At 38.6% G+C, this 22188-nt stretch carries 14 protein-coding genes; 12 read left to right on the top strand and 2 right to left on the bottom strand.

Translation table 11 applies throughout. From position 1 onward, the window contains the following. Positions 1-43: 43 nt before the first annotated feature. Positions 44-3037: a CheR family methyltransferase gene (locus tag ABXG98_RS04745; protein WP_353537551.1), complete on the bottom strand. Its 2994-nt coding sequence runs from the start codon at positions 3035-3037 to the stop codon at positions 44-46. A gap of 463 nt (positions 3038-3500) precedes the next feature. Between ABXG98_RS04745 and ABXG98_RS04740 the strand changes: the two genes are divergently transcribed. The 12 genes from ABXG98_RS04740 to ABXG98_RS04685 all read left to right on the top strand — a co-directional run bounded on the left by ABXG98_RS04740 (position 3501) and on the right by ABXG98_RS04685 (position 20343). Beyond that, entirely contained in the window at positions 3501-5084 is a 1584-nt protein-coding gene (locus ABXG98_RS04740; RefSeq protein WP_353537550.1) for an alkaline phosphatase, read from the top strand. Between the two features lie 32 nt (positions 5085-5116). After that, positions 5117-6751: an alkaline phosphatase family protein gene (locus ABXG98_RS04735; protein ID WP_353537549.1), complete on the top strand. Its 1635-nt coding sequence runs from the start codon at positions 5117-5119 to the stop codon at positions 6749-6751. Positions 6752-6821: 70 nt separating this feature from the next. Beyond that, a complete protein-coding gene (locus ABXG98_RS04730) occupies positions 6822-7595 on the top strand; it encodes a hypothetical protein (protein ID WP_353537548.1) in 774 nt (257 codons plus the stop codon). Positions 7596-7660: 65 nt separating this feature from the next. Then, complete coding sequence (gene glmU, locus ABXG98_RS04725) at positions 7661-9031, top strand: bifunctional UDP-N-acetylglucosamine diphosphorylase/glucosamine-1-phosphate N-acetyltransferase GlmU (RefSeq protein ID WP_353537547.1); 1371 nt, start codon at positions 7661-7663, stop codon at positions 9029-9031. A 12-nt stretch (positions 9032-9043) separates the two neighbouring features. Then, complete coding sequence (locus tag ABXG98_RS04720) at positions 9044-9793, top strand: substrate-binding periplasmic protein (protein ID WP_353537546.1); 750 nt, start codon at positions 9044-9046, stop codon at positions 9791-9793. 81 nt (positions 9794-9874) lie between these two features. Further along, on the top strand, positions 9875-10645 hold the full coding sequence (locus ABXG98_RS04715; RefSeq protein ID WP_353537545.1) for a DeoR/GlpR family DNA-binding transcription regulator: 771 nt from the start codon (positions 9875-9877) through the stop codon (positions 10643-10645). A 17-nt stretch (positions 10646-10662) separates the two neighbouring features. Then, on the top strand, positions 10663-12495 hold the full coding sequence (gene glmS / locus ABXG98_RS04710; RefSeq protein WP_353537544.1) for a glutamine--fructose-6-phosphate transaminase (isomerizing): 1833 nt from the start codon (positions 10663-10665) through the stop codon (positions 12493-12495). A 137-nt stretch (positions 12496-12632) separates the two neighbouring features. Beyond that, positions 12633-13463, top strand: coding sequence for a TnsA endonuclease N-terminal domain-containing protein (locus tag ABXG98_RS04705; protein ID WP_353537543.1), 831 nt, complete (start codon positions 12633-12635; stop codon positions 13461-13463). Then, positions 13450-15534: a TnsB C-terminal domain-containing protein gene (locus ABXG98_RS04700; protein WP_353537542.1), complete on the top strand. Its 2085-nt coding sequence runs from the start codon at positions 13450-13452 to the stop codon at positions 15532-15534. The genes ABXG98_RS04705 and ABXG98_RS04700 overlap by 14 nt, the downstream gene beginning before the upstream one ends. Continuing rightward, positions 15534-17192, top strand: coding sequence for an AAA family ATPase (locus ABXG98_RS04695; protein ID WP_353537541.1), 1659 nt, complete (start codon positions 15534-15536; stop codon positions 17190-17192). The genes ABXG98_RS04700 and ABXG98_RS04695 overlap by 1 nt, the downstream gene beginning before the upstream one ends. A 2-nt stretch (positions 17193-17194) precedes the next feature. Beyond that, positions 17195-18706: a TnsD family Tn7-like transposition protein gene (locus ABXG98_RS04690; protein ID WP_353537540.1), complete on the top strand. Its 1512-nt coding sequence runs from the start codon at positions 17195-17197 to the stop codon at positions 18704-18706. A gap of 8 nt (positions 18707-18714) precedes the next feature. Next, positions 18715-20343: a Tn7-like element transposition protein TnsE gene (locus ABXG98_RS04685; RefSeq protein ID WP_353537539.1), complete on the top strand. Its 1629-nt coding sequence runs from the start codon at positions 18715-18717 to the stop codon at positions 20341-20343. Between the two features lie 674 nt (positions 20344-21017). Here ABXG98_RS04685 and fadA read toward each other — a convergent pair. Further along, positions 21018-22178, bottom strand: a complete 1161-nt coding sequence (fadA, locus tag ABXG98_RS04680; RefSeq protein WP_353537538.1) for an acetyl-CoA C-acyltransferase FadA — start codon at positions 22176-22178, stop codon at positions 21018-21020. Between the last annotated feature and the right edge of the window lie 10 nt (positions 22179-22188).

Below are 22188 nucleotides of genomic sequence, written 5' to 3'. Positions count from 1 at the left end.
GTGGATATACTGTTAGATTAACAACTTACTCATGCTTTAATTTTTATATCTCAAAAAAAGTACCAAGCATAGAAAGCGGTTTTCCATTTTCATCAAATTCATAAACCATATCATTGGAATAAAGCGTTAAATAGTTACCCGTTGTTTTATGTTTAAATCGATATTTAATTGCAATTGCTTCATCAGATTGTGTCACATTACTTAATTTAGTCATGTGGTTAATCACGTTATCTAAATCATCAGGGTGAAATAATTGGCTAAACTCTTCAGCATTCATTTTATCGATATCTTGCTTGGTATAACCCAAAATATTGGTGTACGCTTGATTAATATGGATATTTTTATTGTTAACGAAATCATAAATATAAAACCCATTAAGCGTTTTGTTCATTAACACATCCATATTTTTTTGTTGCTGAGCGAGTTTGTTTTCGGCATTAACTCGCACGGTTATGTTTGTGATGGTTCCTAACACCTTCTCGGCTTGCTTATGAGGCCCGAAAGAGACTACAGAATCTAGTGATACCCATAGCGTTTCTTTATGTTTGGTCAGCGCTCTATAAACAAAAATTTCATTTATTTTTGAGGTGACTAAATTGGTTAAGTGTTGCTCTAACTTTGCTCTGTCATCGGTATGAGCCAAGCCAATAAAGGCTTCATAACTTGGAACAAAAACACCTTCATCTAAATCAAAAACTTTGAAAGTACCTTTGCTCCACTGCATGGTGTGATGTTCTAAATCCCACAGTAATGAGCCTGTTTTACCCATTCGTTCAGCATCTTCTAGTAAAGTGTTAGTTAGTTCTAATTCCTCACTAATCGCATTTAATTTTTGTTGCTGCAGCTCTTTTTCATCATATGCCATTCTCAATTCAGCATATGCTGTTTGTAACTCTTCATTGGTTGACTGTAACTCTTCATTCGTTGTTTCTAACTCTTCATTAGAGCTTTGTAATTCTTCGTTAGAACTTTGCAGTTCTTCGTTCATCGATTGCATTTCTTCATTAGATGTTTCTAATTCTTCGATTACTGTTTGCAACTGTTCTTTAGCCTTTAGTAACTGCCTTTCTTGCTCTTTAGCAAAGGTGCTTAAGCTAAGGTCACTATCACCGTCCATAGAAGCAATAGGCAAGTTAAGCGACTCTTCTATTTGAGTAAAAATTAATATTAATCGCCCCATACCTGCTTGATAAGGTATATCAACTAAAATCAATCTAGCCCAGTGTTGTTCTTCTTTTAAAAAAACACGTTGAAATGCGGTATAAACTACACTCTGTCCAGAATCTATTAAATGTGCACCTGAACGCAAATCAATAGACAATGCTGGGTGTAAGTTTTGATAAATATTATTAGTTGGTAATCCTTCAGGTCTTACTAATAGTGGATTATTACCACTAGAAAAAACGATATCCATGTTTTCATTAACTAAAATGGCATTAGGTAAAAAAGCCTCTTTTAGTTTCAATGCTATTAAGTCTGTTAGTACGGATGCCGATTTAGTTTTTGTCGACGGTTTTGCGGTTTCTTTTATTTTCGCTTCTACATAGTCTTTAATTTCAAAGCGATGATTATTTCGGTCAGGTGGTACTTTTTTGCCAATAAATACGGCTTCATATACCTTACCGTTTTTTGACATTGTGCGAAAATGCTCTTGAAATACTCCTATAGACTCAGACTGCCCCAAAAACAATAGGCCTTTGGGATTTAGCGCGTAATGAAATAATGGCATTATTTGACGCTGAAGCTCTAAATTAAAATAAATAAGTAAATTACGACATGTTATTAAGTCTAACCTTAAAAAAGGTGGATCACGGGTGAGATCATGCACAGAAAAAATAACATTAGCCTTTATGGCCTTACTAATTTCAAACAGCTCTCCGTTTACAGTAAAATATTTTCTGCGCATTGCCTTAGATATATTACTGATAGCACTCTCTGGATATACTCCATTTCTTGCGTAATCTATAGCTTTGCTGTCAATATCTGTGGCAAATATTTGCACTTTATAATCTTTAATCTTTTTACCAAGTAATTCGTGCAACGTTATTGCTATAGAATAAGCTTCTTCACCGGTTGAACAACCCGCTACCCATACTCGCAATATGCTATTGTCTTTGTTTTCTAGGTAATGCTCTAATTCTTCGCTTAATTTATCAAACGCACGAGGATTTCTAATAAATGAAGTGACACCTATCAACATATCATTAAACAGGATCTCAATTTCTGAACTTTCATCGTTTAAATATTGTAAATAATCAATCACACTTGATATTTTTAAAGCCATCATGCGGCGTTTAATTCTTCGCATAATGGTACTTTCTTTATAAAGTGTAAAATCAACTTTGCTCTGACGTTTAATTTTCCGCAAAATATTAGTGTAAACTTCACGAGGGACATTTTCTTCAACGTTTAAATCTGGCTCTCTGGGGAATTTAATGATATTTACCAGTTCATTTCCTATTTCTTCTGGTGGTAAAATTAAATCAATGTTGCCAGAATTAATAGCGGATTCGGGCATACCATCAAACTTTGCTGTATTAGGGTCTTGGGCAATACTAATTCCCCCTTCGCCTTTAATTAATCCAACGCCTCTAGAGCCGTCAGATCCCGTTCCTGACAAGACAATGCCAATAGCATTATCACCTTTAACAAAGGCTATCGACTCAAACAGCATATCAACAGAGGGACGTGGAATATGGCGAACTTCTCCTACATCAGATAATATAATTTGATTATTTTGGTTGATCTCTATGTTTTGATTAGGCGGACAAATATAAAAAGTGTCGGGTAAAATAATTTCACCATTAACTGGTTTAACAATGGGAATAGTTGCACTTTTTTTAAGCAAATCAACCATCATACTTTTATGTGACGGTGAAAGATGCTGAGCCAATACGTAACTAAGGCCACTGTTTTTGGGCAAATGAGACACAAGCAACTGAAGCGCCTCTAACCCGCCAGCACTGGCGCCTATACCAACAACGATATGAGTTGTATTGGTATCACTTTGTCTATCCATTGGGGGAGTATCGTTCATAATATAGCGCTAAATATCCGTAATAGTGATGTTTTATTATATTTATCAAATATCTATTTATGTTTAAATTGTATACTAGAAAGCCATTTACGTAATGTCAATGCCGCCCTGTTTATTAATCATTAGCCAAGTAATGTAAATATGCAAGCTAATAAAATATATAGCAAAGCAAGCCTAAACTTGCTCTTTCTGTTGTTATGCTTGGTGTAGGTAAAGGTACCCGCATGCACTCTTCATTACCCACCCCCCAAAGGTGCTAGTTTCAGGACAACTGAGAGAATCATGATTAAGGTACATCTTATTATTGGCCATTCCCTTAAAAATAAATGGTATAGAACAATCCTTTTGTCACTAAATAGTCATATAAGTATCAAAAAAACGCCTTATTTTGTTCACATTTATTTCACACAAATGCTCTATTTTATCTGCCATAAAATTTTAATTTATCTGGTTGGAGTAAATAATGCGTAAAAAAACCATTGCACTGCTTATGGCGTCAATACTGCCAAGCGTAAGCTTATCTGCGTTAGCTGTCGATCTGTTTAATGATCAAAAAACGAACGAATGGTATAAGCAGGGTGAAAAGGTGCTGGCGAATAAATTAGCACAAAAAACTCAAAATAAAGCTAAAAATGTCATTCTTTTTGTAGGTGATGGTATGGGAATATCAACACTTACTGCAGCACGAATATTACAAGGACAACAAGCGGGTAATTCAGGGGAAGAGGGCTACTTAAGCTTTGAAAAGTTCCCCTTTAGTGCTTTAGTCAAAACCTATAATGTTGATGCACAAACCCCTGACTCTGCAGGCACTATGACTGCCATGATGTCTGGTTTGAAAAGTGATGCGGGCGTTCTTGGCGTAGATGAAGATATTGAACGTGGCGATTGCTCAACGGTAAAAGGCAATGAAGTTGCTACTTTACTTGAGCTTGCAGAAATACGTGGATTATCAACAGGTATTATTTCTACCGCAAGAATAACCCATGCAACACCAGCCGCAGCGTATGCTAAATCAGCAGATCGAAACTGGGAAGATGTTTCTGATATGCCTGATAAAGCGATTACTGCGGGTTGTGAAGACATTGCCTCGCAATTAATCAACTTTGAACAAAACTTAGAAGCGCGATATCAAGGAATAGATGTTGATGGGCTTGATGTTATATTTGGTGGCGGTCGTCGTCACTTTTTACCTAAAGATATTGCTTTTAATAGTGCTGATGCCATAAGTGAGGTTGAAGGAGATAGAACCGATAATATTGACTTAACCGCGCAATGGCAAACAAGTTACCCGAACGGTAAATACATCATTGATCAAGCAGGTTTCGATGCATTAGATACTGCTAATGCTCAACAAGTGCTAGGTTTATTTAATGAATCTCATATGCATTATGAAGCCGACAGAGCAAATGATATCGCGGGCGAACCCAGTTTAACTCAGATGACAACCAAAGCATTAGGTATTCTTGATAATAATGATAAAGGCTATTTTCTTACCGTTGAATCTGGTCGTATTGACCATGGTCATCATGCTGGCAGCGCGTACAACGCGCTAACCGATACCATTGAATTTGCCAATGCGGTACAAGCAGCAATTGACAATACCAATCCAGAAGAGACCTTAATTTTAGTTACTGCTGATCACAGTCATGTTTTTACCATTGCTGGTTATCCTAAACGGGGTAATCCAATATTAGGTAAAGTAATTTCTGTAGGTAAAACAGAAGCGAGTTTAGCACGTGACGGTATGCCTTACACCACAGTTGGTTACACTAATGGACAAGGGCACCGTAACCTTACTGGTGAAACAGATGCAGACAAAGGGTACAACGAAGCCATTAATACGGGGCGCATAGACTTAACTGTAATAAACACCATGGACAGTGGCTATCATCAGGAAGCTAATATTCCTTTAGGATCAGAAACCCATGCAGGTGAAGACATTTCTGTACACGCAATGGGGCCAGGTGCGCAATTAGTGCAAGGTAATATCGAACAGAGCGTTATTTTTCACGTCATCAATAAAGCCTTAGGTTTAATTGAATAAATGCCATAACAAAAATAATTTAGGAAAAAATCATGAAAAATTTTAATAACTCTATTATTGCGCTTACCATTTTATTCAGCTTGGCAGCCTGTAATGATAGTGAAAAAAACAACACCATAACGCAAGAAAGCTTGGCAACAAATATTTCGAATGAATGGTATGTTCAAGGTGCAAAAGTAATCGAAACAGCAGACGCTAATTGGAAAAGTGCCTCAGAAATATCGACTCTCAAAGGCAATGCCAAAAATGTCATTTTATTTGTCGGTGATGGTATGGGCGTTTCTACCTTAACCGCAGCCCGAATTTTTGATGGACAACGCAAGGGTATGTTAGGAGAAAGTAATAGTTTAAGTTTTGAAAAATTTCCATTTTCAGGGCTTGCTAAAACTTACAATGTTGATGCACAAACGCCTGATTCTGCTGGCACTATGACAGCCATGATGTCAGGTGTAAAAACAGATGCAGGGGTGATTGGGGTAGATGCTGACATTCAACGTGGTGATTGTGCCAGTGTTGCAGGCAATGAAATGATCAGCGCATTAGAGTTAGCTGAGATTGCAGGTAAATCGACAGGTATTATTTCTACCGCAAGAATTACTCATGCTACACCAGCGGCAACCTATGCTAAATCAGCAGAGCGTAACTGGGAAGATATCTCCGATATGCCTGAAGCGGCTATTACAGCTGGCTGTGAAGATATTGCCTCTCAATTAGTGAATTTTGAAGCTAATTTAGAAGCTAGAATAGCAGGTGTAGATGTTGATGGCATTGAAGTGGTAATGGGGGGCGGTCGCCGCCACTTTTTGCCTAAAGATAGTGCATTTAACAGCATTGATGCTGCAAGTGAAAAAGAAGGAGATAGAACAGATGGCCGTGATTTAACGGCTGAATGGCGCGCAAATTACACCTCGGGTGATTATATTGTTGACCAAGCCAGTTTTGATGCTATAAACCCTGAAACGACAACACGCTTGTTTGGTTTATTTAATGAATCGCACATGCAATACGAAGCTGATAGAGCAAATGATATCGCAGGCGAGCCGAGCTTGAGTGAAATGACCAACAAAGCCATTGATATTTTAGATAACAATGACAAAGGCTTTTTCCTCACGGTTGAATCGGGTCGAATTGATCACGCACACCATGCGGGCAATGCCTATAACGCCTTGAATGACACAATAGAGCTGGCTAAAGCGGTACAAACTGCAATTGACAATACCAATCCAGAAGAAACATTGATCATTGTTACGGCGGATCACAGTCATGTATTTACTATTGCTGGTTACCCTAAACGGGGTAACCCAATACTCGGTAAAGTTGTTGGTGTAGGTAAAACAGAAGCGAGTTTAGCAAGTGATGGTTTGCCATATACTACGTTAGGGTATACCAATGGACTTGGGTATCAAAACCTAGGGCAAGAAACAAATGCAGATGCAGCATACGCAAATAGTATTGCAGCTGGTCGGTTTGATTTAACGGGTGTTGATACAACAAGCGCAGGTTATCATCAAGAAGCACTTGTACCGCTTTCATCTGAGACTCATGCGGGTGAAGATGTTGCCGTTTTTGCCTCAGGACCAGGAGCACATTTAGTTACAGGTACCAATGAACAAAGTCTTATCTTCCATATCATGAATTATGCGGCAGATTTAACGGGTAGCGACTAACGTTTACCTATTTCTCTATCTATATTCAACATTAAAAAAGGGGGAGTGAAAATTCCCCTTTGGGGTATTTATGAAAATTAGTATAACGATCTTATTTTTATTGATGTTCAATGCTTTCACGGTAAAAGCAGATCAAACTTGCCAATACCGTGAAGACTTCTTGGGTGCTCATTATTTATTAACCAATAGTCAATTAGCAAGTAACCAATTAGTGAACAGCAAAACAGACCGTATTGAAGAAAATGCTATTAAAAATAAAATGATTCACACTAGCTCATTATGGCGAAAACCCAACAAAGTACTATCGGTAAATGGTGAAAGATCTACTACTTGGTTTAAAGCAAATCACGACTTAGTTCAAAAAACCATGCATTTTGATCACTTTCAAAGAAGTATTGAATATCAAGCAAAAGCAATGTCAGAAAGCCACTGGCAACAAATTAGGCAGCTTATCCCTAACAGCAAAAAGCAGTCGCTTACCTTGGTTAATACTATAAAAGATAGTTGCTATCAGCAGGCATTATATAAATGGCAGGACAAAGCGACCAACCTTAAAGGTAAGTTATTGTGGAATAAAGATTTGAACCTAATTACCGAACTAACCATTGTACAAAGAAAGCAAAAAAGTCATTGGCGTCTTCAAGCTATTGAGCATGACAAAGAGGTAATTGAGTTGGCTTTTTCACAACGTGCCAACTATCAATCAACAGATTTTGCCGATATTGGTGATAATGAATCAGATCCATTCTTAATTAAAATGATTAACCTTGGTTTTATCGAACATGGCTCATCGGGAATATATAACGCTAATGGAGAAAGTATGCCTATTCAACATAATCACTAGCAAAGTGAGCTGAAACTTAGGTACAATAAAAGCCATAAGAATTAGTTTATTTGAATGGATTTATCATGTCTCTCTCTGTTGTTATTCTTGCTGCGGGTAAAGGTACTCGCATGCGCTCTGCCTTACCCAAAGTACTCCATGTAGTCGCTGACAAGCCGATGGTGTCACATGTTATTGATAGTGCTCGTCAAATTGGCGCTAAAAATATTTATGTGGTGTATGGCTTTGGCGGAGAAGTGCTAAAGGCAACCCTTACAGAGAATGGCTCAGGCGAGGATTTAACCTTTGTTGAACAGACTGAACAGTTAGGCACTGGCCATGCTGTTGATCAAGCCTCACCTTTTTTAAAAGACGATGAAGACGTATTAGTGCTTTATGGTGACGTACCCTTAACGAAAGTTTCAACATTAGAAAACTTACTACAAGCAAAACCCGATAATGGCATGGCACTGTTAACGGTGCATTTATCAAACCCGACTGGCTATGGCCGCATTGTCCGAGTTGATGGCGATGTAGTGGGTATTATCGAGCAAAAAGACGCTTCCCCTGAGCAATTAACAATTAATGAAGCTAACACCGGAATTTTATTAGCCAATGGTGGTGATTTAAAACGTTGGTTAAGCGGTCTTTCTAATGAAAATGCGCAAGGTGAATATTACCTTACCGATATTATTGCCACAGCCCATAGTGAAGGTAAATCAATTGCGACTGCACACCCTGAAACTGAAATAGAAGTAGAGGGTGCAAATAACCGCGTGCAATTAGCTGCACTAGAGCGCGCTTATCAAGCCCGTTTAGCAAATGAATTAATGATTGAAGGTGCTAATCTTCGCGATCCAGCACGTATCGATATTCGCGGTGATTTAACTATAGGTAATGAAGTAAGCATTGATATCAATTGTATTTTTGAAGGAAAAGTAACCTTAGGTAATAATGTAAAAGTAGGTGCTAATTGTATTCTTAAAAGCTGTTCAATTGATGATAATGTAGAAATTAAACCGAATACCATTATTGAAGATGCTGTTATTGGTGAAAGTTGCTCTGTTGGGCCCTTTGCCCGTATACGCCCGGGAACAACCATGCTAAGTGATTCACACGTTGGTAACTTTGTTGAAATGAAAAAAACCACCCTAGGGCAAGGCAGTAAAGCCGGGCACTTAACCTACCTTGGTGATGCAACGATTGGTAAAAACGTTAATATTGGCGCAGGGACTATTACCTGTAACTATGACGGAGTTAATAAAGCACAAACAATTATAGATGATCATGCTTTTATCGGCTCTAACAGTGCTTTAGTAGCACCTGTCACTATAGGAAGCACTGCAACTGTTGGTGCTGGCTCTGTTATTGCTAAAACCGTAGACAATGATGATTTAGCCTTTACTCGCACTAAACAACGTAATATTAAAAATTGGCAACGCCCCGTTAAAAAATAGGTTTTTCCTTTGATGTTGTTCAAGTTATGTTTCACCTTGTTGTTCTGTGTTAGTTTTTCGTTAGGCGCTTTTGCAGATGAAAACCAACAGCACGACTTTTTGGTAGTTGCCAGCGAACATCCCTTATTACAATACCAAGAAGAAGGTGTAAACAAAGGCCCTACCATAGAAATTCTTCAGGGTGTATTAAAAGAGACACAGTTTAAAGCTGAGGTGTCTTTTATGCCCTGGGCTCGTGCTTTCGCTACCGCAAAGCACAATAGAAACACCTTAATTTTAAGTATAATTAAAACGCCCGCTCGCACCCCTGACTTTCATTGGTTAATAAAAGTGAGTAAGTCTGCACGGGTTTTTATTTCGTTAGCTAGCAAGCCTAACAATTATGTAGAGAATATAACGCAAGCTAAAGAAAAAGTAATTGCCGTTAGGCTAGGCTCTGCTGAACACAATGAACTGCTTTCGAAGGGGTTTTCTGAACAAAAAAATCTTTATATCGTCTCGAGTGATGAACAAATGGTACATTTGCTCGCCCATGGCAGAGTTGACCTAGTTTATACTGATCCTAATAATGTATTAAAACACCTAAAATCGAGTGGTCAGGGTAATATTGCCATTAATCATAAAAGAATAACCCCTGAAGATCAGCGCTTTAGTTATATCGCCGCCAACAAAAACACTGACAAGGATATTATTAAGCAGCTACAACAAGCTGCACGTAAGTTTGAAAAAACTGCCGAATATTCCTACCTGCTCACCAAGTAAATTATAGACTTATTGCATTATCTTTCGTTTTGAAAGATAATACCGCTCAAATGAAAGTCAATCGAAAACAAACCAAACATAATGTCTAAAAGAAATACCCAACAACGACGTCATAGTATTATTGCAGAGCTTAACCTCAATGGTGAAGTTAGCGTTGACAGCCTAGCAAAGCAATTTGATATTTCAGAGGTTTCAATTAGAAAGGATCTTGCTGCATTAGAAAATAGTGGTTTGTTGTTACGCCGTTATGGTGGTGCTATTGCATTGCCTAGTGAAATTACTGAGCCAAAGACTGAAAAACTTTCAAAGCAGAAAAAAGCTATAGCAAAGCATGCGGCAACATTAATTCGCGATCATAACCGTATTATTATTGATAGTGGCCAAACAACCTCTGCTTTAGTCAGCGAATTAGAACATAAAAAAGGTTTAGTTGTAATGACTAATGCCTTAAGCATAGCTAACGAAATTCATTCTCTTGAAAATGAGCCTACTTTATTGATGACCGGTGGCACTTGGGATGCAAACTCTGAAGCCTTTCAAGGCCAAATCGCTGAGCAAGTATTACGTTCGTATGATTTTGATCAGCTGTTTATCGGTGCTGATGGAATAGATATTGAACGCGGCACCACCACATTTAATGAATTAATAGGTTTAAGCCGCGTTATGGCTGAAGTTGCTCGTGAAGTGATTGTTATGGTGGAATCAGACAAAATAGCCAAAAAAATACCTAATTTAGAATTAGGTTGGCATCAAATTCAGACCCTCATTACTGATGATGAATTACCTGAGTCAGTAAGAGCACAGTTAATAGCCCAAGGCGTTAATTTAATATGCGCCAAATCGGTTAATTAAAAAATAAAGGAACAACTATGTGTGGAATAGTAGGCGCTGTAGCGCAACGCGATGTAGCAGATATTTTAGTTGAAGGACTAAGACGCTTAGAATATCGCGGTTATGACTCAGCAGGTGTAGCAACTATCGATCAAAACAACCAATTAGCCAGTGTTAAGCGGTTGGGAAAAGTTCAAGAACTTGCACAAGCATTAGATACCGCTCCATTAACAGGTGGTACAGGTATAGCACACACACGCTGGGCCACACACGGCTCTCCAAGCGAAGTAAATGCTCACCCTCATTTATCAAATGGTAACATTGCCGTTGTGCATAACGGTATTATTGAAAATCACCAAGCATTACGAAGTCAATTACAAGCATTAGGCTACGAATTTGTCTCTCAAACCGATACTGAAGTTATTGGTCATTTAGTTCATCATGAATTAACAAGGTGCAACAGCTTATTAACTGCAGTACAAAATGCGGTTAAACAATTAGAAGGTGCCTATGGCACTGTGGTAATGGACAGTTCTGATAAAGACCGCATTATTGTTGCTCGCTCTGGCAGCCCTTTAGTTATAGGTTATGGTTTAGGTGAAAACTTTATCGCCTCTGACATGATGGCACTTTTACCCGTTACCCGTAAGTTTGCTTTTTTAGAAGAAGGTGATGTTGCTGAGGTAACACGATTTGAGGTCAATGTTTTTGATGTCAATGGTGAACCCGTAGTACGTGAAGCTAAAGAAGCGTCTGTAAGCCATGAAAGTAGCGATAAAGGTGAATATCGCCATTATATGCTTAAAGAAACCTATGAACAGCCTACCGCTATTCGTAACACCCTTGAAGGGCGTTTAATAGGTGATGCGCTTGATATTGATACTTTCGGTACGGGCGCAGAAGATATATTTAAAGATATTGAGCATGTACAAATTATTGCCTGCGGCACCAGTTATCACTCAGGTATGGTGGCACGCTATTGGTTAGAAGCCTTGGCAGGTGTTTCATGTAACATAGAAATAGCCAGCGAATTTAGATATCGCCAATCTCATGTGCCTAAAAATGCCTTATTAGTCACTATCTCTCAATCGGGTGAAACCGCCGATACACTAGCCGCACTAAGATTAGCCAAAGAGTTAGGCTATCGCGCCAGCTTAACCATTTGTAATGTTGATGGCTCTTCGCTTGTTAGAGAATCAGATCTCGCTTTTATGACTAAAGCCGGTGCTGAAATTGGTGTTGCCTCAACTAAAGCTTTTACCACGCAACTGGTTGGTTTAATGATGATGACCTTAGCATTAGGTAAATATCATGGTATGAGCGAACAAACCCAAGCTAAAATTGCTCAAGCGTTGATGACTCTGCCAAGTAAGCTTGAAGAAGTATTAGCCTTAGCGACTTCTATTGAGGATTTGGCAGAAGATTTTGCTGATAAACACCATGCTCTCTTTCTAGGTCGAGGTGATCAGTACCCTATTGCAATGGAAGGTGCGTTAAAACTCAAAGAAATTTCATACATTCATGCTGAGGCCTATGCTGCCGGAGAACTAAAACATGGCCCCTTAGCGTTAATTGACGCAGAAATGCCCGTTATTGTTGTAGCACCAAAAAATGACCTCATTGAAAAATTAAAATCAAATGTTGAGGAAGTACGTGCTCGCGGTGGTTTAATGTATGTGTTTGCCGACTCAAATGCTAATTTTGCTAGTGATGAAACCATGAAAGTCATTGATGTACCAGTGTGTGACGAACTCATTGCACCTATTGTTTACACCATTCCACTACAGTTACTTTCTTACTATGTTGCCATTATCAAAGGGACTGATGTTGACCAGCCACGCAATTTAGCTAAATCGGTTACGGTTGAGTGATTTGAGAGAAATTGCTTTGATAATTGTCGGTAGACAATAAAGATTAGAACTAAACAATAAAGTTGAAAATTTACACATTAAAGTTGAAAACTTTTTAAATCCGGTTAAACTGATTAAAAGTTAACCGGATTTTTGTTATGGCAAAGTCAAAGTACGTTCTAACTGAAAAGCAAATTATCAAGCGAATTAAAGATGGTCGTGGTACTGGAAGGGTTTCCAACTACAAGCCGTGGTTGTATGTCAATGAGGTTCCATCGGAAGGTCGATCTCAGAGGGTCTACTCTCACCTTACTGGCCGGATTCACCATGTGTTATCAGACCTTGAGTTCGCAGTCTTTCTCCTTTTAGATTATAACTCTGCCGTAACCGATATTCGTGAACAGTTCCCACTGAATCGGGATGACACTCTTCGTATATCTAAGGACGGTCAGCTTTGGCACCCTTCGCAAGGTGGAGTCAACCTTGTAATGTCTTCAGACTTTTTAGTCAATTCAACTTCCAAAAACCAGCCCAAGTTTGCTATTCAAGCAAAATACTCTGAGGCTCTAAAAGACCCAAGAACAATTGAAAAACTTGAAATTGAGCGCCGGTATTGGCAGCTCAAAAAAATTCCTTTTTTCCTTGTAACAGAAAAAGAGATAGATAAAGTCGTCGTATCTAATATTGAGTGGCTTTACGGAGTTAAGGGGTACTTTGATGAAATTATCACTGATGAGTTGTTACTATTATTTGAAAATATGAAAGCATATTTTGGTCGCTATCCGAATAGAAAAGTGGTCGACATATGTAAGGAGTATGACAACGCATATGAGCAAGAGTTAGGTAAGTCATTATATGACATGCGTTTAATGTGTGCTGCAAGGCTTATAACGTTTGATATTCGTTATCCTTTTCATAGTCTGAAAGCAAAAAGTATTGCGTTTAGAAGCGTGTCTTTACATGAGGGATTTACCTATGTGGCAAATTAATGAAACTATCGCATTTGATGGTAAGCCCTATCGAGTACTTTTTACTGAAAGTAGCTACTTTTATTGGATTGTTCTTGATGAGAACAAAGGTTTACCAGAAAGAATTTATTTTGATCAATGTAATGTTTGGGTTGATGAAGGGCGTGTAGAAAAAATATCTGACCCATATGCTTATCTTCAGGCTGAATCTTGGGATATAGAATCAAGTAACTATCAAGAAAGTCAAAAACACTATGAACTGATTAAGCCAATTGTTGAGGGCGAAGGAGCGTTTAATAAGAGTACTCGAGCAAAAAGAATTAGCCATGCTATTTCTATATCTGATAAAGGTAAATCTACGATATATCGTTTAGTTAGGCGCTATTGGCAACGAGGTCAGATAAAAAATTCACTTTTACCCGATTATAAGAATTCCGGGGCTGCTGGAAAAAGAAGGAATTTTACAAATAGTAAAGCTGGTAGAGTGCGTATTTACGGTATAGGTAGCGGTGAGGCAGTAAATGAAAGCATTAGAAAACAGTTTCGAATCATTTGCGATAAGTACCTAATGAACGATAAAGGCTATTCAATTCGATATGCATATAATAAGTTTGGTAAGGCCTATAAATTAAAATATCCTGATGTGGTTGAGCATGAAATTCCAACACACCGACAATTTCAATATTTCTATCAAACTGAATATACCAAAACTAATCAGATCATCAAGCAAACTCCAAAAGGTGTATACAATAAAGATGTTCGACCTCTTCATGGAACTGCAACAGAGCAAGCTTTAGGGCCTGGAAGTAGATATGAAATTGATGCCACCATCGCGGATATATATTTGGTCGATGATAACGATCCAAATAAAGTTATTGGAAGACCAACTATATACATGGTTATAGATGTTTTCAGTCGTATGGTTGCGGGGTTTTATATTGGCTTTGATAACGCATCGTTCCCCGTTGCGATGAAAGCATTAATATCTAGTTTTAGTAGTAAAGTAGATGCTTGCGAAAGCTATAGTATTGATATTTCAGAAGAACAATGGCCATGTGTGGGGATTCCGGATGTGCTACTCGCTGACCGTGGTGAACTAATGAGCCATCAAGCTAATTACTTAGTGGATGCCATTGGAGTTCGCTTAGAAAGTGCACCTCCACGTAGAGGTGATGCAAAAGGTATTGTAGAGAGGTCTTTCGGGACTTTGCAAGCTAAGTTTAAACCTTATATGCCAGGTGTCGTAACGGGCAACAAGATTAAAAAGCATGGTGAAAAAGATTATAGAGTTGAGGCAGCTGTTGCAAAATCTGATTTTGTTGAAATTATGCTCTATTCAATTCTCGCTCATAACTTGAATAAACCTTTAGAGAAATATGATCGAGCTCCTGATATACCTGAAAGTATTCCTTCTATCCCAATTGAACTCTGGCGTTGGGGACTTCAACATCGTACCGGTCGTTTGAGAACCATAGATACTGACATAGCTAAAATTTTGTTGTTACCTCGTGAAAAGGTCACAGTATCTGAGTTAGGAATAAAGCTATGGGGGGTTATATATTCAGGAAAAGAAGTTATTCAAGCGGGATGGATGCACCGCTCTTCGGAAGTCACTAGACCCAAAAAATTGTATGCTGCCTATGAGCTTGGGTCTGTTGATCATATATATCTATTTCCTGAAGAAGGAAAAAATACTTTTTGGGTTTGTGATATTTCGACTAGAAGTCGCGAATTCCGTGATATGACATGGTATCAAGCTTGGGAGCGGCAAGCGGCTCAAAAGCAAGTTTTAGCCGAGGTGAAATACCAGTATTCACCTGTCGAAAGGGATTTTGATGATCTTCTCGAAAAGAAAATTAAAAAGGCTAAAAATAATCGTCAAACCAGTACTTTGAGTAATGCGCAAAAAATAAAAGAAATTAAAGGAAATAAGCGGCAATTACGCGAGCAAGAGAGAAAGAAGTTAGCTATAAAACCGAATAGGCCTAAACAAGAGAAATTGGCACAGGTTGTACAGCTAAAGGGGGAGGAAGAAAATTATCAACTTCCTGATTTTATACCTGAGTTGTTTGATGATGAGGGTGATAGTTGATGCAGAAAAGTCAAAGCCACCGTGTTATTGCCGTTTATCAAACGTCTACTATACCAGCTTATCAAGGAAACCCTTTGATAGAAGCATTACCTCCTTTAAACAGCTTTATTGATGACTCAAGTGCTTTAAAAGGAAATTTACATTGCACATCTGAAGATATCCACCAAAGTGGAGTTGATAGAGCGCATAGTATTTGTCGTGTTATTGATGATTTTTTTCAACCGTTAAGTCAGCATATACAGCTACATGAACGGATTTCATTAATGATAAGAGGTGGTTATGTAGGTAGAAATCCTGAGACAGGTGACTGGGCTAGGCATATCCAAAATGGATATGAGCGTGTGCTTTCTGGGAACTTAAAGGCGATAAAATTCACAGAAGTCAATTCAACTGCACAAAGTATGACGTTGATAGGGTGTAGCGGCAACGGAAAAACCACAGCGATGAAACAGCTTTTATCGTTATACCCGCAAGTTATTTACCACCCAGATACAAACCTTGAACAAATAGTTTACCTAAAGATTGATTGCTCTCATGATGGTTCATTGAAAGAACTATGCTTGAATTTCTTTCGTGCGATAGATCGAGCTCTAGAAACATCAAATTACGAAAAGCAATATTCAATGAGTAAGCGGCCTAGTATTGAAACGCTTTTGGCTGCGATGGCGCAAGTTGCAAATGCTCATGCTTTAGGTGTACTTATAATAGATGAAATTCAACACCTTAGCCGTTCACGTTCAGGGGGATCAGAAAAAATGCTGAATTTCTTTGTAACTTTAGTCAACACCATCGGCCTTCCCGTTATTTTAGTGGGTACACCGCGAGCACGAAAGATATTTGAAGCAGATATGAGGTCCGCTAGACGAGGATCTGGCCTAGGTGCAATTTTTTGGGATCCGATGGAAGATGGAAGAGAGTGGAATGCACTAACCGATAAGTTGTGGTCTCTCCAGTGGCTTCAGAAGCGTGATGAAGTTTTATCTGATGGAATTCGAGCTCTATGGTATGACCTAAGCCAAGGAGTTCTGGATATAGTAGTAAAGCTATTCGTCTTGTGTCAGTTGCGAGCAATAACAACCAAAGTTGAAAGAATCACTCCCAAGTTAATGCAGCAGGTGTATAACGATGAATTAATACCTGTCCATCCCATGCTTGCCGCTTTACGCTCAAATGATCCAGAAGAAATAATTGAGTTCTCAGATCTTAAACTAAGTGATACCGACAAACTATTACTGGAACTACAACAACGCGTTGCGGAATCTGCACAACAAACGCCAGAAGAGTTTGCATACCAACAGTTAAGAAGTGAAGAAGAGCGCCGAGTCTATATGGCCTTAAAAGATGACTTTGATTCAACCCTTTTAGCGCCTGTAATTCGGCAAATATTTGATCAAAATCCAGATTTGACTTGGATTAACTTATTGCCATTAATACATATGCACTTATCTAGTCCTGAACACGCTGTACCTAAACAAGAGGCTAAACCTCGTAAGGGGAATAGAGCATCATCAATTAAACAGGCTCAGTGGCATACACTTGATAGTGACGATTTGCGGTTTGTTCATTCTCAATCAGGTGCTGACTCAGATATGCACTCGGCAATGTCAAAGTCAGGTTTGGTTTTAGATATTCAATCGTTGCTGGAAGAGGTAAGTTAGTATTGCACCATTTTCCTGTTCCATACCCAGATGAATTAATCTATAGCTTAGTTGCTAGAGCTGGTATTCGTAGTGCAATTACAAGCCCTAAACAACTACTCGAACAAGTGTTTGGTGACAGGAAAGTTATAGCAACGTTAGATTTACCTAGTCATTTATCGGCGATATCTAGTCTGTTGGTTAATACAGGGAAGTTCGATGTCCAGCGGCTTATTTATGAACATACAATGTTTCCTATCTACGCCCCATTTGTTGATGAAAGTACCAGAATTCGGGCTTTGAAAGGTATGGGGAGTAGATCCAAAAGTTCTGTACACTTAATGTTGGGGGCGGTTGCTTCAATTGTTAAAACATCTGGTAATTTTCGTTCTTGTTTTTTATGTGTAGCCGAGCAACAACAAAAGTATGGAGAAAGTTATTGGTCCCGGCTTTGGCATCTTCCCTCTCTACCGCACTGTCCTATACATGGACTTTTGAATCAATCCTCAACCTCTTACCATGACAATAGACATACATATCATCTCTATGACCAAATAAGATGCAACATTCCACGAAATAACGACAATAATGATAAAGAATTACTGCACTATTTAGCTAAAAAAGCTCAAGAAGTATTACTTTTACCTTGTCAAAAATCACCTACTAAGCATCAATGGAGCAAATTCTATAATCACTTAGCGCACGACTTTAGCTGTGGAAAAGGTACCAAGCAGGTTTCACATGAAATGATTGCAGAGCGTGTAATTAAAAAAGTGGCGATTCCTGAGCTAGCCGTTGACTTTAATATGGATACTAATTGGTTGAGGACGATATTCCGTCACCACCGCAAAGCTTTTAGTTATTTGCAGCACTTAACTGTTTGGTCGGCTTTCATTCCTGATATGACTGTAAGTGAAATCATTAAAGAAGTTAAAAAGAAAGGTAAAGCAAACGTTGTAGTTACTAAAATCCTTAAACCTGAATCAGAACGTATTGAAGAAAAACACATAAAATGGCGAAATTTAATAAGTACAACGTCAATTAAGAAAGCACGTTCGTTATCAGGTGGCGGTGCATTGTATGCTTGGCTATATAGAAATGACAAAGAATGGTTATTAGCTTTTAACCGACAAAATTATTCACAATCGGCACCAAGAAAGAAAAAGGTTAATTGGGATGCAAGAGATCGAGTATTGACCAAGCAACTTCTTAGAATTATTGACCAACTAGATACTGTTATTACGGGACCTCGAAGATCTAAGAACTACTTGCTCAAGCAGTTAAAGCACTCTAGTACGTTAAGTAAGAAATTGCCTTTAATGCCCAAGTTGACTAGTACTTTAAACCGATACCAAGAGAGCACTTTTGAGTTTCAAGCTCGTCGACTCACCATGACTGTTATGACAAGGACGCAAGCAGCATTAGGAATGAGTCGCTGGCAATTGATGCGCTCTGCGAGTCTTTCGGAAGAGAGAATACAACCAATTGTAGAAAAGCTTCTCGATTGGATTGTTATGGAATCAAACATCAATTAGGAAGTATGATGGGCGCTAGATTTTACAAGTGTGATGATGATGTTCGCATAGTTCACATCGGAAAAATATTGCTACGAACAAGTGATACCTCTTATCGACCTTCAATTGAGGTCTGGTGTTACCCGCCTCAGCAAAAAAAGGGTTTTCATGCGACTGCCTTTGCAAATGTGCCAGCGTTGTATCGAGGTAAAATAATAAACCAAAGAGAGCAGTCAGAAAATTATGTGAATAGAGGCCGTTATATCTTTAGAAACAATGATTACCTTAGGAAAAGTAAGCTGAATGAATTTTCAGATTTGGGTTCGGCAAAGTCTTTAAGGGAAAAAGAGTCTGAACAAAATGCATTTGTGCTAGATCGAATCAATGCTCCTACATTGGTTATCCCTCAGCTTGAATTGGCGAGAATCTTATTTTACGCCAGTTCTTATCTATCTAGAGCGTCATTAATGTCTTCGCGTTTACTAACTGATTTCAAGGTCGACGTTAACTTCAAGCAAGGTTTTGCCAATATTGAAGTGCTACCAACATCAAAGTACCCCCTTTCAGCTTTCAATGATTCTGCAACAAGAGCAATGCTGAGTTGGTTACTTATTGACGCGAATGCAAAGCGCTCATTTGAATCAATTTTTAAATACTTTAATACCGAGATCAACTTAGATGTTTCACATGGTTATAAGCGCTGGTTGTTTTACTTCGATCCTCCGCAAATGTCAGGGTGGTCTTTTACTTATGAAGGTAGGCTGGATGAAAGTGGTAACTATTTTCTGGTAGAAAAGATCATCGACATAGAAATTAATGCACCAATGCCTTCGAGGGTCTATTTTCACAACCCCGCTTTTAGTCATCCAGATGATGAAAAGCCACCAACTAATGGTGGTAAAGGCCCAGAGCCCTACGAACGTCCAGAAGATCATGAAGTAGATGATGATAGCGAAGCTTCTGATGCTAACCAAGCATTTTTGCTAGGTGAAAATACCTGCTCATTAAGATTTAAGAATAATTTTTCAACCTCGAAAGCCACAAAACCTAAAAGGAGTCATAGACCAGATTACAGTCAAGAATCCCCAAAATGGGCAGATGATACGGTGAGTACCAATGAGTCCGGGAGTAATGGTGAGATACCTTCCGCAGATATGGGAGGAGGAATGCAAGACTGTACCGATCACTCAGAGGAGTATGCCTCACGCTTTACGGCGTTTAACATGATGGTAAAAATGTTAGAAGAGAAATACGCTTGTACAATTATTGATTCCTACACTCATGAGTTAGATCAAGTTGGGCGCAGTAAATGCCATTTGATTGATTCAGGAGCGAAAAGAACAATCCGTTGTGTTGTCGTAGAGCTAAATGGACATGTTAATTATTTACTCGAAGTTGATGTAACTGGTTTAAGTGCATCGTTATCGACTAAATGTGTGCGACAAATTGATACTCGTAATTGGCAAGAACAGTTTTCTAAAATAAAAAAAGGGGTGGTAACTAAATCTCTTGGGTGGCCCATAAAAGAAATGGACACTATGTTTGGTTCAAAAAAGCATATTGGTATTTCTCACCCTAATTCTGTAAAAGGACACCCGACGGATATCCCTATTGAATCAATTTTAGATTGGGCAGGGAATGTTGTAGGTAAGCTATAGCAAATTAATAACTAGGTTATGAAAAGGTAAGTAAACTGCTGATAGTCTTGAGCCATATTTGAGCTTGCCAATAATTATAGTAAATATAATTTCTCCTTAACCTATTTTAAGTTAGCTGCACGGCAAGTGGATAATTACATAAGAACTGCCAGTCATTATGATCCAACACTACCATCTAATAACACCTAGAGTGACCACTGAATAATATTAGGTTTGCCACAATAAATGTAAGATCATTTTGTGCACATTCACGGCGTTAGAGGGTTGTTAATGCTAAGATCAGCTTCATTATCTTATAGCTAACCAAAATTCTTTCTATCTCGCTTCACGCCCTGAGCTCAAGTTAAACTTTAACTGAAAGCAGTGGTGAACTTCTATATTTTAAAGCGAGTAAGTACTATTTCAGGTGGCAGTCTAAGTTTTATTAGGGTTATAGACCGACTAATAAAGTTATTTATCGATTAATTCAGGTGATAGCACCTCAAATAAGGAATAAAATGCTCAGGTGTAAAAACAGCAAAAGAGTGAAAATCATAATCTAAAGGCATAAAAAATCCGATGTTAAGTGAACATCGGATCTTGATCTCATTCAGCTAAAAATCAATACATTTTCTTAACTGATCGGCATTACTCACCGAAGTGAAATTTTATTTTAACCAACATTAGCTTTTAAACTAAACTCTTTCAAAGACTGTTGCTATGCCTTGGCCTAAACCAATACACATAGTGGCTAAACCAATATTTACATCTTGGCCCTCCATTAAGTTAATCAGCGTACCTGATATACGTGAACCTGAACAACCTAAAGGATGACCAAGTGCAATAGCGCCACCATTTAAGTTAATCTGATCCATTTTATCTTCAACTTTTAATGAACGAACACAAGAGAGTGCTTGTGCAGCAAATGCTTCATTAAATTCAAATAACTCAATATCTTGAATTGAGAGACCAGCACGTTTTAATGCCTTTTTAGTCGCGGGAACAGGACCAAAGCCCATTGTTGCAGGATCGCAACCGGCAACAGCCATGCCACGAATTTTAACTCGTGGTGTTAAGCCTAACGCTTTAGCTTTATCAGCAGACATTACTAACATCGCTGAAGCGCCGTCAGAAAGTGCTGAAGAAGTACCAGCAGTTACTGTGCCATTTGCAGGGTCAAACACGGGACGTAATGCTGATAAGCTTTCAGCAGTTGTTTCAGGGCGAATGACTTCATCATGCTCAACTAAAGTAAGTGCACCAGAGGCGTCATGACCTTGCGTGGCAACAATTTCGTTATCCCAGCGACCAGCTAATTGTGCTTCATGGGCTTTTTGATGTGAACGTGCACCAAAGGCATCTTGCATCTCGCGGGTAATACCGTGCTGCTTACCTAGTAACTCGGCAGTTAGGCCCATATTTCCAGAGGCTAAAGCAATATGTTTATTCAGTGCAGGATCAAAATCAACATCATACATCATAGGTACGTGACCCATGTGCTCAACGCCACCAATTAGAAATACATCACCTTGACCAGACATAATGCTAGTGCTTGCTTGGTGTAACGCTTCCATAGAAGAACCACATAAGCGGTTAACAGTTACGCCACCTATTGATTTTGGTAAACCAGCAAGTAATGATGCATTACGTGCAATATTAAAGCCTTGTTCTTTGGTTTGTTTCACACAACCCCAAATAACATCTTCAATATCTTCAGGATTTAATGCTGGGTTACGTACTAAAATTTGTTTCATTAAGTGCGCTGATAATGCTTCAGCACGTACATTGCGAAAAACACCGGCCTTAGAGCGACCCATTGGAGTTCGTATGCAGTCTACAATTACAACTTCGTTCATTTTATTCTCC

The sequence above is a fragment of the Colwellia sp. KU-HH00111 genome (genome assembly GCF_040362745.1).
Taxonomy (GTDB): domain Bacteria; phylum Pseudomonadota; class Gammaproteobacteria; order Enterobacterales; family Alteromonadaceae; genus Colwellia.
This window is presented reverse-complemented; position numbering and strand designations above follow the sequence as displayed.